Annotated in this window: 14 protein-coding genes; 7 read left to right on the forward strand and 7 right to left on the reverse strand. The window is 65.9% G+C overall.

Features of this window, described 5'->3' with window-relative positions:
- Window positions 1-37: 37 nt before the first annotated feature.
- From fliD to MOV80_RS20765, 7 genes are all read right to left on the reverse strand, one after another.
- Window positions 38-1381, reverse strand: coding sequence for a flagellar filament capping protein FliD (fliD, locus tag MOV80_RS20735; protein WP_019103736.1), 1344 nt, complete (start codon window positions 1379-1381; stop codon window positions 38-40).
- Window positions 1382-1491: 110 nt separating this feature from the next.
- A complete protein-coding gene (gene fliJ, locus MOV80_RS20740; protein WP_249605453.1) occupies window positions 1492-1926 on the reverse strand; it encodes a flagellar export protein FliJ in 435 nt (144 codons plus the stop codon).
- Entirely contained in the window at window positions 1923-3236 is a 1314-nt protein-coding gene (gene fliI / locus MOV80_RS20745; protein ID WP_019103734.1) for a flagellar protein export ATPase FliI, read from the reverse strand. The genes fliJ and fliI overlap by 4 nt, the downstream gene beginning before the upstream one ends.
- A gap of 3 nt (window positions 3237-3239) precedes the next feature.
- A complete protein-coding gene (gene fliH / locus MOV80_RS20750; RefSeq protein ID WP_043590296.1) occupies window positions 3240-3947 on the reverse strand; it encodes a flagellar assembly protein FliH in 708 nt (235 codons plus the stop codon).
- Window positions 3944-4996 carry a flagellar motor switch protein FliG gene (locus tag MOV80_RS20755; RefSeq protein WP_019103733.1) on the reverse strand — a complete coding sequence of 351 codons (1053 nt, stop codon included), beginning with the start codon at window positions 4994-4996 and terminating at the stop codon, window positions 3944-3946. Before MOV80_RS20755 ends, fliH begins: the two co-directional genes overlap by 4 nt.
- Window positions 4980-6680 carry a flagellar basal-body MS-ring/collar protein FliF gene (fliF, locus tag MOV80_RS20760; RefSeq protein ID WP_240333822.1) on the reverse strand — a complete coding sequence of 567 codons (1701 nt, stop codon included), beginning with the start codon at window positions 6678-6680 and terminating at the stop codon, window positions 4980-4982. The genes MOV80_RS20755 and fliF overlap by 17 nt, the downstream gene beginning before the upstream one ends.
- 18 nt (window positions 6681-6698) lie before the next feature.
- Window positions 6699-7040 (reverse strand): flagellar hook-basal body complex protein FliE, encoded by a 342-nt coding sequence (locus tag MOV80_RS20765; RefSeq protein ID WP_043590300.1) that lies wholly within the window; start codon window positions 7038-7040, stop codon window positions 6699-6701.
- Between the two features lie 478 nt (window positions 7041-7518).
- Between MOV80_RS20765 and MOV80_RS20770 the strand changes: the two genes are divergently transcribed.
- From MOV80_RS20770 to MOV80_RS20800, 7 genes are read left to right on the forward strand one after another with little or no spacing between them, the layout of a single operon-like run.
- Window positions 7519-8385, forward strand: coding sequence for a flagellar motor switch protein FliM (locus tag MOV80_RS20770; protein ID WP_043590303.1), 867 nt, complete (start codon window positions 7519-7521; stop codon window positions 8383-8385).
- 25 nt (window positions 8386-8410) lie between these two features.
- Entirely contained in the window at window positions 8411-8779 is a 369-nt protein-coding gene (gene fliN, locus MOV80_RS20775) for a flagellar motor switch protein FliN (RefSeq protein WP_233423303.1), read from the forward strand.
- Window positions 8779-9675, forward strand: a complete 897-nt coding sequence (fliP, locus tag MOV80_RS20780; RefSeq protein WP_081950274.1) for a flagellar type III secretion system pore protein FliP — start codon at window positions 8779-8781, stop codon at window positions 9673-9675. The genes fliN and fliP overlap by 1 nt, the downstream gene beginning before the upstream one ends.
- A gap of 25 nt (window positions 9676-9700) precedes the next feature.
- A complete protein-coding gene (fliQ, locus tag MOV80_RS20785) occupies window positions 9701-9973 on the forward strand; it encodes a flagellar biosynthesis protein FliQ (RefSeq protein ID WP_043590304.1) in 273 nt (90 codons plus the stop codon).
- Between the two features lie 2 nt (window positions 9974-9975).
- A complete protein-coding gene (gene fliR / locus MOV80_RS20790; RefSeq protein WP_043590307.1) occupies window positions 9976-10755 on the forward strand; it encodes a flagellar biosynthetic protein FliR in 780 nt (259 codons plus the stop codon).
- Window positions 10748-11890 (forward strand): flagellar type III secretion system protein FlhB, encoded by a 1143-nt coding sequence (locus MOV80_RS20795; protein ID WP_191185705.1) that lies wholly within the window; start codon window positions 10748-10750, stop codon window positions 11888-11890. The genes fliR and MOV80_RS20795 overlap by 8 nt, the downstream gene beginning before the upstream one ends.
- Entirely contained in the window at window positions 11887-13977 is a 2091-nt protein-coding gene (locus tag MOV80_RS20800; RefSeq protein ID WP_019101844.1) for a flagellar biosynthesis protein FlhA, read from the forward strand. Before MOV80_RS20795 ends, MOV80_RS20800 begins: the two co-directional genes overlap by 4 nt.
- Window positions 13978-14307: the final 330 nt, after the last annotated feature.

The raw sequence follows: 14307 nt of genomic DNA on the forward strand, positions 1-14307 counted from the left end.
AGCCTATTCGCGATCTCGCGACGGATCGTGCGCATGCTCAGAAAGACAGCATGCCCAGAGTCTTCTGCATGTCCTCCTGCATCTTCTGCAGCTGGGTGAACTGCGTCAGGTAACGCTTGTAGCTCTGGTCGTACTGGGCTTTCAGCCGCACTTGGCGGCTGTCCAGGTCTTTCTGGATGCGGGCTTCGGAGTCCTTGCGCAGCTTGAGCAGACCGCTGCTGCCGTTCAGCCATTTGTCCAGGTAGTCGCTGCTTTGCTTGACCACGCCGTTCTTGTTGTCGCCGTTGACGAAACGGTCCAGCGCGTCCGGCTTGTCCTTCAGGGTGTCGTTCAGTTTCTTGCTGTCCAGGCTCAGGGTGCCGTCGCGGTTGGCCTTGATGCCCAGCTGGTTCAGGGTGATGCCGTCGTATTCCTGACGCAGCAAGCCGTTGATGCCGTCTTTCAGGCTGCGGATGCCGGAGTCGCTGGCGAAGGGGCCACCGGTCTTGCCTTCCTTGCCCGGCGCGGACAGATCGGCGATAGCGCTGGCCAGCTTGTTGTAGCTGTCCACGAAGCCCTGCACATTGCTCACGGTGTCGGCCTCGTTGCGCGCGACATTGAGCTGCAACGGGGTGTCGCCCGGCTTCATCGCCTTGCTGATGGTCAGGTTGACCCCGTCTATGCTTTCGAAGGTATTGGACGCCTGCTTCATCTGCACGCCGGTATCCTTATTGCCCAGCCAGACGATGGCGTCCTGCCCCTTGGTCAGTTCCTTGGGACTGGCGAGGCCGCTCTTGAGGCCGGCGTCGCTGACCTGGCTCAGGTCCAGCGTGACGACGCCGCTTTCGCCGGTCTTGCCGGAGGACATCACCAGCTGGCTAGTGCCGCCGTTGTTCAACACCATGGCGTTGACCTTGCCGCTGTTGCCGCTGGCGCGGTTGATGGCCAAGGCCAGTTCCGACGGGGACAGATTGCCGTCGCCGTCGCGGTCAGCGCTGCTGAGGTCCACTTCAAAGCTGTCGCTGCCCTGGCGGATGGTGATCTTGTCGCCGGCCTGGGCCTTGGCGCCGGACAGGCTGCCAAAAGACATCTGGTGGGCGGTGGCCACTTGTTCGATGAACAGCGAGTAGTTGCCCGGCTGGGCGTTGCCCTTGGCGCTGACGCTGCCGAAGCCTTCCTGGCTGATGCTGGCGCTCATCGCCACCAGGCTTTTCTTGCTGGTGATGCCGGACAGCGCGCTGCGATAGTCCTGCAAGGCTTTTTGCAGCTTGTTCAGCGCGTCGCCGCGCGCCTGCGCCGCCTTGCTCTGGTTGTCCAGTTGGTTCTGGGCGTCTTGCAGGTACAGGCTGGCGGCGTTTTGGGCCAGCGCCGAAGGCGGAGTCTTGCTGAAATCGATAGCCATTTGGAATCCTTTCGCTGTGCGCGGGACGGATCGGCGTCCGGGCGGAAGATGGATGGTAGTGACTGTTCAGTGCGACCGCCGTCCGGCTTTTCTTGAGCCGCCGTGAATAATCACGTTCCGCGCAGCCAGGCTTGCCCGGCCAGTTCATCGGTTTGTTTCTGTTCTTTCTTCAGCCGCAGACGCAGCAGGCTTTCCGCCGCCTGATCGCGCACCTGGACCATCACTTCGCGGCGCAGGCTGGCTTGCAACAGCGCGCGCTGACTGACCGCGGCGTCCGCCTCGGCCAGTTGCAGATCCTGCTGCTGCGAGGCCATCAGCCCCAGCAACACGCCCTTATAGTCGGCGCAATTGCGCGCCAAAGCCGGGTGGCCGGCGTCGGCGCTGGCGCCGCTCTGCCCGCACAGCTCGCCCATGCGCAAAATGTTGCGGCGATAGCGCTCCTGCAGCTGGCGCTTGCCTTCCACCTCGCTTTGCAGGCGGTCCACGTCCTGTTGCCGCAATTGGACCATCAGGCCCAGGCGGCGCACGTCTTCGGGCTGGCTCATGTCGCTATCATCTCCATCAAACCGTTCCGGCTGTCTTCATAGCTCGCGGCCTCGGCCGCGCCCTGGCGCAGGAAAGCCTCCAGCCGGGGCATCAGCCGCACCGCGCGGTCGGTGTCGGCGTCTGCGCCGGCCACATAACCGCCCAAGGGGATCAGGCTGCGGACTTCCTGGTAACGGGACCAGGCGCCGCGCGCGCCGCGCGCCGCCTCCGCGTGTTCCGCCTCGGTGAGCTGGCTCATGCAGCGGCTGACCGAGCGGCCGATGTCTATCGCCGGATAATGGCCGCGCTCGGCCAGTTCGCGCGACAGCACGATGTGGCCGTCCAGAATGGCGCGCGCGGTGTCCACCACCGGGTCTTGCTGGTCGTCGCCTTCGGCCAGCACGGTGTAGATGGCGCTCATGCTGCCGGCGCCGCCCTCGCCGTTGCCGGCGCTCTCCGCCAGCGAGGGCAAGAGGCCGAACACCGAAGGCGGATAGCCTCGCGTGGCCGGCGGTTCGCCCAGCGCCAGCGCCACTTCGCGCTGCGCCATCGCATAGCGGGTCAGCGAATCCACCAGCAGCAGCACATTGCGGCCCTGGTCGCGAAAGTGGGCGGCGATGGTGTGGGTCAGTTCGGTGGCCTTGAGCCGCATCAGCGGCGATTCGTCGGCCGGCGCCACCACCAGCACCGCCTTGGCCAGGCCGGCTTCGCCCAGCGAGTGCTCGACGAACTCCCGCACTTCGCGGCCGCGCTCGCCGATCAGGCCCACCACCACCACGTCGGCTTCGGTGTGGCGGGTGATCATGCCCAGCAACACGCTCTTGCCGACGCCGGAGCCGGCGAACAGGCCGACGCGCTGGCCGCGGCCTATGGTGAGCAGGCTGTTGATCGCGCGCACGCCCACGTCCAGCGGCGCGGACACCGGCTGTTTCTTCAGAGGATTGACTTGCGGCGGATGGGCGGCCAGCGGCTGTTCGCCGCCGAGGCGGCCCAGGCCGTCCAGCGGCTCGCCCAGGCCGTTGACGATGCGCCCGAGCCAGGACGGGCCTATCATCAGGCCGCCGCCGTCGGCGGCGGGCAGCACCCGCGCGCCGGTGGTCAGGCCCACCGGCTTCTTGAACGGCATCAGGTAGGAAACTTCGCGCTTGAAGCCCACCACCTGGGCTTGCAGCCAGCCGCCGCCGGTGGTTTCAATCACGCAGCGCTGGCCGGTTTCCAACGGGCAGCCTACGCTTTCCAGCAGCAGGCCGGACGCGCCCACCAGGCGGCCGCTGACGGTGGCCACCGGCACCTCCGGCAATTCCAGTCGTCCCAGCGCCTGACGCAACATGGCTTAAGCCTCCGCCTGTTCCGCCGCCGGCTCGACGGCGTCGCTTTGCAGTTGTTCGCGCACGGTGGCGATGCAGGCTTCCAGCCGCTGCTGGCAGCCGGCGTCGGCCTCGGATTCCGGCGTGCGGATTCGGCACTCTCCGTGCGGCAGCTGCGGATCCGCCACCAGCCGCCAGCGCGCGGCGCGCTCCGGCGCCAGTTCGCGGATGCGCTGGCACTCCTCGGCGTTGAGCAGGATTTCCACCTCGTCCTGCTGGTATTGGCCCGGCGGCAACGCGGCCAGGGTTTCGTCCACCAGGTCGAGGATCTGCACCGGCTTGAGCGCCAACTCGCAGCGGATCACCTGGCGCGCCACTTTGGCCACCAGTTCCACCACTTCGTCGCGCATCGCCGCCTGGTACTCCTCGCTGACGCGGCGCAGCTCGGCCAGCGCGGCTTCCAGCGGCCGGCCCAGATCGGCCAGCTCCGCCCGGGCTTCGCGGCGCGCCGCCGCCAACCCTTCCTGGCGGCCCTGTTCCAGGCCAGCGGCGTAGCCGGCTTCACGGCCGGCGGCTTCGCCGCTGGCCAGGCCTTCGTTGTAACCGGCGTCCATGCCCTGACGGAAACCATCGGCGGCGGAGGCCTGGATCTGGGCGGAATCCTGCGCGTCCAGCGGCAGGTCCAGCGCGCTGTGGATCAGCGGTGGGAAGCGGAAGGGGCGCCAGGCCTTCACTCGACCACTTCCTCGGGGAACAGCTGCAGGTCGATTTCACCGGCCTGGGCCAGCTGTTTGACCTGGGCCATGATGTCCGCCCGCACTTCTTCCACGCGGCTGAGCGGCACCGGGCCGGAGCGGCGCATCATGGCGTCGAAGTTCTGCGCCTGACGGCGCGGCATGGTCTGGACGATGGCTTCGCGCACCGCCGGCTCCGCGCCCTTGAGCGCGATGGCCCATTGCTCCAGCGGAATGTCTTCGCTGATGCGCATCAGCACGGCTTCGGTCTGGCGCGACAGGATGAAGAAGTCGTACATGCGGGTTTCGATTTCCTCGACGATGTCCGGATCGTGGGCGCGCAGCAGTTCCATCATGCGCTGGCGGTCGCCCGGCAGGCGGTTGAGGATGTCGGCGGTCTGCTGCATGCCTTCCACCGCGGTGCTCTGGGTGTGCAGGCTTTCCAGACAGCGGTTGACCAGTTCTTCCAGCTCTTCCAAGAGCTCGCGGTCCACGTCCTTGAGCCGGGCCACGTTGACCAGCACGCTGTCGCGGCTATCCGCCGGCAGCGCGTCCACCACCTGGCCGGCCAGCGCCGGCGGCAGGAAGGCGAGGAACACCGCCTGCATGCGCACGTGTTCGCCGGCGATGCGGTCCGCCAGCCATTGCGGCGACACCCATTGCAGCCGCGCCATCTTGGGGCGGATGGCGTCGCCGTAGATGGTGTCCAGCACGCTGTTGGCGATGTCGCTGCCCAGCGCCAGGTCCAGCGAGCGCTTGAGAAAGGCGCGGCTGGCGCCGTGCACCCCGCTCTGCTCGCGGTATTCGTCGAAGAATTTCTGAATCGTGGTCTTGACCGCGTCCACCTTGATGCCGCTCATGCCGGACATCGCCTGGGTCACTTGCAGCAGTTCTTCGCGGCTCAGACAGCGCAGCACGGCGGCGGCGGGCTCTTCGCCCATGCACAACAGCAGCACGGCGGCCTGCTCGATGGTGTTCATCGCATCTGCGGCGGGCGCGGCGGCGGCCGGCGGCAGGGCCGGCGCTACGGCGTTATTGGTTTCGTCCATTTTTCTGCACCCATTGTTTGACGACTTCGGCGACGCGTTCCGGCTCTTTGGCGGCCAAGCCTTTCAGATGGTCCACCAACACATCGACGCTGGAGCCGGCCGGCGGCAGATCGTAGTTTTCCAGCAGCGGCACCACCGGGCTTCCGCCGGCGCCGGCCGCGGCGGCCAAGGCAGCCGGTTGCGGCGCGGAGGACAACTGAGCCTGGCGCGCGGCGCGCAGATCGGCGCCGTCCATCAACGGATCGGGTTTCAGTTCCAGCGCCTCCGGCTGCTGGTATTCGCGCAGCTGGCGGTCAGTCAGCTGGCGCAGCATTTTCAGCAGCGGACGCGCCAGCAGCAGGTAGGCCAGCAGCAGGCCGAAGGCGTAGACGGCCCAGCGCGCGGCTTCGAACCAGGTGTCCTGCTGCATCCAGATCGGCTCCGGCTCGGACAGCGCGGAGAAGTTGAGCGTGGACACCGCCAGGGTGTCGCCGCGCTCGGCGTGGATGCCCAGGCCGTTGCGCAGCACCTTGTCGACATTGGCCAGTTCCGCCGACTTCCAGCCGCCCTTGGCCGGCGCGGCGGCCTGGTTCAACACCACGGCCACGCTCAGGCGGCGCAGCGTGCCGCGCGCCTTCTTGATCTGGGTGACGCTGCGGTCGTAAGCGTATTGGCGGGTGACGGCGTTCTTGCTGTTGCCGGCTTTTTCCGAGGCGGAGCCGGAGGCGTCGGTGTTGACCGGACGGTTGCTCAGCGAACCGGGCACGCCCAAGGCCATTTTCTCGGTGGAGGTTTCCTCGCGGGAGGCCTCGTTGGTGACCTTGGGCGCTTCGCCGTATTTCTCGCGGGTTTCCTCTACGCGGTCGTTGTCCACGTCGGCGGTGACGCTCACCTTGAAATTGTCCTTGCCCAACACCGGGGTCAGCAGGTCGCGAACGTTTTGCAGCGCTTCCTCGCGGAAGCGTCGCGCGGCGTCGCTCTCATTGCCCCCCAGCATGCCGTCGTCGCTCAAATCCACGCGGGAAGACAGTAGATTGCCTGCCTGGTCCACCAGAGTGACCTGAGACGGCGACAGCGTGGACACGCTGCCGGCCACCAACTTGATCACCGCGGCCACTTGCTCATTGTTCAGTTGCTGGCCGGGCTTGAGGGTCACCACCACCGAGGCGGAGCCCTTGTCGTTGGCAGCGCCGACGAAGGACGTGGCGCGCGGCAGCGACAGATGCACGCGCGCCGCGGACACCGGCTCCAGCGCCAGAATGCTTTGCACCAGCTCGCCTTCCAGTCCGCGGCGGAAACGCACGTCCTGCACAAACTGGCTGACGCCCAGCGGGTCGTTCTTGTCCAACAACTCCAGGCCGGACGGTAGCTGCGCCACCACGCCCTTGGCCGCCAGCTGCATGCGCACGCGGCCCAGCTGGCTGTCCGGCACCAACACCTGGCCGGTTTGCGGATGGATGCGATAAGGGATTTTTTCGGCGTCGAGCACCGCCATCATGTCGGCGGCCACCACTTTTTCCTGTGCGCCGAACACTGGCTTGTAGCTGGCGTCGTCGCGCCACAGCCACAGGCTGATCATGACGGTGACGCCTATGGCCAGCGCGACGATGGGCAGCGCCAGGCGCAAGGAGTCTCCGGAAACGGGCCAACGGCCGCCCAGACGGGTTTGCACGGCCGCGACGCCGCTGCGAAAACGATTCAACACGGGCATGGTCCTCGCGGCTTACAGCTGCATCTTGATCAAGTCGTCCACGGCGCCCACTACCTTATTGCGCACTTGCATCAGCATGGAGAACGACAGGCTGGCTTCCTGGCTCATCAGCATGGCGCCGACCAGGTCGTCGCTCTTGCCGCTGTCCACGTCGGCCATTTTTTCGGAAGCCGCGCGGTTCTGCGCGTCCACGTCGCGGATGGCCGCGCCCATGGCGTCGGAGAAGCTGGCTGTGGTGGCGGGTTCTTCGCTGTGCTGCGGCGGCGCAATCGGCGCGCTGCGCGCCATCCCGGCCATTTCGCCGAGCATCTGCTTGCGGTCGGCATGAATCATCAAACCCAGGTTGGTCGCCATCGGAAATCCTTGTCGGGCGGAGCCCGTTATTATTGAGTGGCCAATCAAGGCCGGTTTCACGTCTGCGGCTCGCCGCCCGGGAGCGGCGAGCGTATCGAAGCGGCAGCCCCGAGATGAGGACTTGTAACCATGCCATCATCCTGACGCCAGGATACGAGCGGCGATTTTAAACTTTATGCTTAAACCAACAGCCGTGAATTTTCACAAAGTGTGACGTGAATTTTCCCCCTTTACCCAGCGGCGGCAGCCAGTAAGATGCACACTCCATAAGGTTTAGCCTGCCGTTTGCCTCCGTCCGCGAGCCGCGAATTTAGTACCTTCTAGTACATTTCGCATGCGGCGCCTCAGACGGCCGGCCGGCCTTGATAAGCACCAGGCCGCCGCGGTTTAAGCGCCGCGCCCCTTCCGTCGCCCGCGCGCGCCGGCCGGGCGCGCGGACGCCGGCGGCGCCACGCTCACGCCTTCACCGAGAATCGAGATGCCAAGAGCCAGAATCATTTCGCAGCATGACGGCGCCCAGTTGCCGGCTCTCGACCTGCGCACGCTGGGACGGCCGTTCCATCTGCTGCCCGTCTTCGGCAAAGCGCTGCAAGAAGAGCTGGCGGATTTCCTGCAGCAAGAACTGAACCGCCGCTACCACGCGCGTTTCCACATCCGCGCGCTGGAGCAGGCGCAGCCGGCCGCCGACGAGCGCCGCTGGCTGTGGCACGCGCTGGACGGCTGCCAGTTGGGCAGCCATATCGAACGGCCGCTGTTGCTGCGTTTGCTGGATTACCGCTTCGGCGCGCCGGCAACGCAGCCGGACGCCGACGCCGGCGCGCCGGCGGAAACCGAAACCGAGCGCCGCTTGGCGCGCAGCCTGGCCGAGCGCTTGCTGCCCCGCCTGCTGCAATGCGTATTGCGGCTGGACCGTCAGGCCGGCGGCCTGCCGCCCGGCCCCGCCGACTGCGCGCTGCTGCCCTTCGTGCCGCCCGGCACCGGGGTCTGGGAAATCCGCCTGGACATCGGCGACGGCGAACACGCCGTCGGCGCGCTGCGTCTGCAATTGGACGCCGCCTGCTTCGAACGTCTGCTGAAAAACCTGTCCGGCCGCCGCGACAGCGCCGACGCCCAAGCCGCGCCGGCGGAGACCTTCCGCGACCGGCTGCGGGTGCGCTTGCAAGCGCGCTTGCTGGACCGCGAAATGGCGCTGGGCGACATCATGGACCTGCGCCCCGGCAGCGTGCTGCCGGTGACGCTGCAGGCCAGAAGCGAAGTGCTGGTCGGCGCTTCGCGGCTGTTCGAGGCCGAGGTGGCCGAGCAGCACGGCAAGCTGTGCCTGACCGGCTTTGTCGTCAGCGAATAACTCTACAAACACAGAACAAGCAAGGATGAGCATGGACTTGAACGACGATTTCGATCTGGGCGGCGTGCTGGACGGCCTGGACGGCCAAAACGACGCGGACGCCAAGCCGACAGACGACGGCGCGGCGCGCCGGCCGCAGCGCGACATGACCCAGTTCCTGCGCAAGATCCCGGTCCGGCTGACGCTGGAAGTGGGCGGCGCCGACATCTCGCTGGCCGATCTGGTCAATATCGAGAACGGTTCGGTGGTGGAGCTGGACAAGCTGGCCGGCGAACCGCTGGACATCAAGGTCAACGGCACCGTGATCGGCCGCGGCGAGGTGGTGGTGGCCGGCGAGAACTACGGCCTGCGGGTGGTGGAGCTGAACGATCTGGAACTGGACAGCCTGACCTGATGGAAGCCTTGAAGAAATTGAGGGACCTCGAAAAACCGTCGCGAGCGGTTCGAGAGCAAGGCGCACCGCGCGCAGCGACCGAGATAGTACAAACCGTACAGCGAGGGAGCGAGCACGGAGCAACGCCGCTATCGGACCGCGCAGCAGGTTTTTCGAGGTCCCTCCACCCCAGCCTGCTCGCCGCCGGGCTGTGGGCGCTGGCCGCCGCCTGTCAGGCAGAACCGCTGAAACTGCTGTCGGCCAACGCCGGCGGCACGCCGGTGGACTTCACCATCAAGACCCAGATCCTGATCCTGATGACCCTGCTCGGGCTCTTGCCCGTGCTGGTGCTGATGATGACCAGCTTCACCCGCTTCATCATCGTGCTCTCGCTGCTGCGCCAGGCGCTAGGCCTGCAACAGGGCCTGCCCAACCGCATCGTCACCGGCGTGTCCTTGATCCTGACCCTACTGGTGATGCGGCCGGTGGGGCTGGAGGTGTGGAACCAGGCCTTGCAGCCCTTCGATCAGGACAAGATCACCATGCAGCAGGCGCTGGAGATCGCGCAGAAGCCCATCAGCCGCTTCATGCTGGCGCAAACCAGCAAAACCGCGCTGGCGCAGATCGCCAGGCTGTCCGGCGAGGAAAAGATCAGCAATCCGCAGGACCACGCCTTCGCGGTCAAGCTCGCGGCCTTCGTGCTGTCGGAATTGAAAACCGCGTTCCAGATCGGCTGCATGCTGTTCATCCCCTTCCTGGTGATAGACCTGGTGGTGTCCAGCGTGCTGATGGCGATGGGCATGATGATGCTGTCGCCGCTGGTGATTTCGCTGCCGCTCAAGCTGCTGCTGTTCGTGCTGGTGGACGGCTGGTCGCTGACGGTGAACACCCTGGTCACCTCGATACAGGCTTATTGAGCGCGCTTTTGAGAATGGACTTGCCATGCTGACCCCCGACATCGCCGTCGACATCGTCAACGACAGCTTGCGCGTCGTCGTCACCCTGGTGGTGCTGCTGATCCTGCCCAGCCTGATCGTCGGCGTCATCGTCAGCCTGATTCAGGCCGCCACCCAGATCAACGAGCAGACGCTGTCCTTCCTGCCGCGGCTGCTGGTGACCCTGCTGACCATCGCCATCGCCGGCCACTGGATCACCGGTTTTCTGATGGATTTCTGCGTGGCGATGTTCCAGCGCGCCGCCGGTTTGGTCGGATAGCCGTGACCGGCCTCTACGCCCAGCTGCTGGACCTGATCCCGGCCTTCTGGTGGCCGTTCTGCCGGCTGATGGCCGCCTTCAGCGTCGCTCCCTTCATCGGCGAGGGCATGGTGCCGGTGCGGGTGCGCATCGGCCTGGCGCTGGCGCTGTCCGCCGCCACGTTGCCGGCCACCCTGCCCTTGCCCAAGCTGGACCTGTTCTCGCTGGCCGGCGTCGCCGCCAGCATCGAGCAGGCGGTGATCGGCCTGCTGTTCGGCCTCGCCTTCCAGCTGGTGCTGGCGGTGCTGGCGGTGCTCGGCTTCCTGGTGTCCTCGCAGATGGCGCTGTCGATGGCGGTGATGAACGATCCCGGCAACGGCAACTCTTCCGACGTGGTGTCCAGCCTGCTCTACCTGCTGGGCGCCATGATCTTCTTCTCGCTGGACGGTCATTTGCTGCTGATCCAGGTGGTTTACGCCAGCTTCCAGGCTTGGCCGGTGGGCGGCGGCGTGCCGGCCGCCTCGCTGTCCATGCTGGCCGGCGGCGTGGCCTGGGTGCTGTCCGCCGCCATGCTGCTGGCGCTGCCGGCGGTGTTCGCCACCTTCGTGGTGCAGGCCGGCGTCGGCATGATCAACCGGGTGGCGCCGTCGCTGAACCTGTTTTCGCTGGGCTTCCCGCTGATTACTCTGTTCGGCCTGGGCACGCTGGGCCTGGTGGCGCGCTTCATCCCGCAGCAATACCTGAACCTGAACGAACAGATGCTGCGCCTGCTGGGCGGCATGCTGAGGGCCGGTCATGGCTGAGGGGCGCGGCGGCGATAAAACCGAAAAGGCCACGCCGCACAAGCTGCGGCAGGCGCGCAAGCAAGGCCAGGTGCCGCGCTCGCGCGATCTGGCCGCCGCGCTGGGCCTGCTGTTGGCGCTGAAACTGGCTTTCTGGATGATGCCGCAGTGGCTGGACGAGTTCCGGGAACTGTTCGCCCTGGCCTTTGCCCCGCTCTCCGGCAGCGGCGCGCTGGACAACAGCTGGTCCAAGCTGTTTGCCGGCACCTTGCTGCTGCTGGTCAAGATGGTGCTGCCGCTGGCGGTGATTCCGCTGTGCATGATCGTGGTTTCGCTCTACCCCGGCGGCTGGGTCTTCAGTTTCAACCACCTGCAGCCCAAGCTGGAGCGCTTCAACCCGCTGGCCCACTTCGGCCGCATCGCCTCGGCGCGCCACGCCAGCGAAATCGGCAAATCCATCGCCAAGGCGCTGCTGCTGGGCTGGGTGCTGTACCGGCTGAGCCAAAGCGCGCTGGAGGATTTTTTCGCCTTGCAGGGCGCGCCCTTCGCCACCGCGCTGGCCGGCAGCGCGGAGCTGCTGATCAACGCCTTGCTGACGCTGACCGCGGTGTTCATGTTGTTCGCGCTGATCGACCTGCCGCTGCAAATCCTGCTGTTCATGAAGCAGCAGAAGATGAGCAAGCAGGAGATCAAGGAAGAGTACAAAAGCACCGAGGGCCGGCCGGAGATCAAGCAGCGCATTCGCCAGATCCAGGTGCAGATGGCCCAGCGCGGCGTGCGCAAGGCCGTGCCCACCGCGGACGTGGTCATCGTCAACCCGGAGCACTACGCGGTGGCGTTGAAATACGATGAGGAACGCGCGGAAGCGCCGTTCATCATCGCCAAGGGCCTGGACGAGATGGCGCTCTACATCCGTCAGGTGGCTCAGGAGCACCAAGTGGACATCGTGCCGCTGCCGCCGCTGGCGCGCGCCGTCTACCACACCACTCAGGTCAACCAGCAAATTCCCGCGCCCCTGTACCGAGCGGTGGCGCAAGTCCTGACCTATGTCATGCAACTCAAGGCCTTCCGCAACGGATCGCGCCGCAGCCAGCCGCGGCTGCCGGACGATTTGCCGATCCCGCGCGACATGGCCGATCCCAGAACCGCACCATGAACGCTTTCACCCGACTGCTGGCCGACATCGGCCGCCACAAGATCGCCGCCCCGCTGTTTTTGCTGGCCATACTGGCCATGGTGATGCTGCCGCTGCCGCCGATGGCGCTGGACATGCTGTTCACCTTCAACATCGTGCTGGCCATCATCGTCATCCTGGTCAGCGTCTCCGCCAAGCGGCCGCTGGACTTCTCCGCCTTCCCCACCATCATCCTGGCCACCACCCTGCTCAGGCTGTCGCTGAACGTGGCCTCCACCCGGGTGGTGCTGCTGCACGGCCATGAAGGCACCCACGCCGCCGGCCGGGTGATCGAGGCCTTCGGCCAGGTGGTGATAGGCGGCAACTTCGTTGTCGGCATGGTGGTGTTCGTCATCCTGATGATCATCAACTTCATGGTGGTGACCAAGGGCGCGGAACGGATCTCGGAAGTCTCCGCCCGCTTCACCCTGGACGCGCTGCCCGGCAAACAAATGGCCATCGACGCCGACCTCAACGCCGGCCTGATCAACCAGGAGCAGGCGCAGCAGCGCCGCCGCGACATCGCCACCGAGGCCGATTTCTACGGCGCGATGGACGGCGCCTCCAAGTTCGTGCGCGGCGACGCCATCGCCGGCATCCTGATCCTGATCATCAATCTCTTCGGCGGCGTGGCCATCGGCGCGCTGATGCACGGCCTGTCCGCCGGCGACGCTTTCCGCCAGTACGCGCTGATGACCATAGGCGACGGCCTGGTGGCGCAGATTCCGGCGCTGCTGCTGTCCTCCGCCGCCGCCATCATCGTCACCCGCATCAGCGACGACGGCGACATGCAGGAACAAGTGGGCAAGCAGATGCTGGCTTCCCCCACCGTGCTGATGAGCGCCGCCGGCATGATGTTGGTGCTGGCCGCCATCCCCGGCATGCCCTGGCCCACCTTCCTGGGCTTCGCGCTGCTGCTGGGCTTCGTCGCCTGGCGGCTGCACCAGCGCCAGCAGGTGCTGCCCAACCTGCCGGACCCGGCGCTGGCGAAAAGCGCGCTGGCCGGCGACGCCGACATCGAACTGGAATGGGCCGCCCTGCCCTATGTGGACACCCTGGGCGTCAACCTGGGCTACAAACTGGTGTCGCTGCTGGACAAGAGCCAGGGCGCGCCGCTGGCCAAGCGCGTGCGCGGCGTGCGTCAAAGCCTGAGCGAGAGCATGGGCGTGCTGATGCCGCAGGTGAATCTGCGCGACGATCTGCGCCTCAAGCCCTCGCAGTACGCCATCCTGCTCAGCGGCAACACCGTGGCCGAAGGCGAGGTCTACGCCGACCGGCTGATGGCCATTCCCTCGCCGGAACTGTACGGCGAAGTGGACGGCATGCCCGGCGTGGACCCGGCCTACGCCATGCCGGTGACCTGGATCCTGCCTGACGACAAAAGCAAGGCGCTGGGCCTGGGCTACCAAGTCGTGGACTGCGCCAGCGTGGTGGCCACCCATCTGAACAAGGTGATGCGCGAGCACTTGTCCGAGCTGTTCCGCCACGACGACGTGGCCGCCATCAACGAGCGGCTGTCCGCGCTGGCGCCCAAGCTCGCTTCCGCGCTGAACCAAGCGTTGCCGGCGCCCTTGCAGCTCAAGGCCTACCGCCAACTGCTGACCGACAATGTGTCGCTGAAAGACATCGCTCCCATCGCCAACGCCCTGCTGGACGCCAGCGAAAGCAGCAAGGACCCCATCATGCTGGCGGCCGAGGTGCGCTGCGCGCTGAAACGCCAGATCGTGCAATCCATCCTGGGGCCGCGCGGCGAGATGAAGGCCTTCAATCTGTCCGCCGATCTGGAAAACCTGCTGCTGGGCGCGCTGAGCCAGGCGCAGCAAACCGGCAAGCCGCAGCTGGACAGCTTCCCCATCGACCCCAATGTGCTGCAGCAGCTGCAGGCCAATATGCCGGTGGTGCGCGACCAGATGAAGCAAATGGGCCACGCTCCCATCCTGCTGGTGATGCCACAGATCCGCCCGCTGCTGGCGCGCTACGCGCGCTTGTTCGCGCCCGGCCTGCACGTGCTGTCCTACAACGAAGTGCCGGAAACCCGAGAGGTCAGCCTGACCGGCACCCTGGGCTGATCCGCCGCCCCAAGGTCGCGGGGCGTGTGGGCGCGCGTCGCCGCGCCCGCGCGCCCTTCGCATGATATGCGAAATTACAACACCCCAGCCCCTGCGCCCGCTGTCGTCCTAAATTCCAAAATACTAAAAAATAATCAATTACTTAGTCAAAAAATTCCAAACCCAATCCGATAACGCAAAGGCATAACCCAGCCCCAATCTGTACCAAGGAACAGGTTTCAATCTGTATGACTACTTTTAAAATGAAAACCTTTTTTGCACTTTTAGCGAAATTTTTCGCAAATTTTGCAAAAACTGACTAATATCGGCTAAAACATAAACCAAAGCGTC

This window comes from Chromobacterium sp. IRSSSOUMB001, assembly GCF_023507765.1.
Lineage (GTDB): Bacteria > Pseudomonadota > Gammaproteobacteria > Burkholderiales > Chromobacteriaceae > Chromobacterium > Chromobacterium haemolyticum.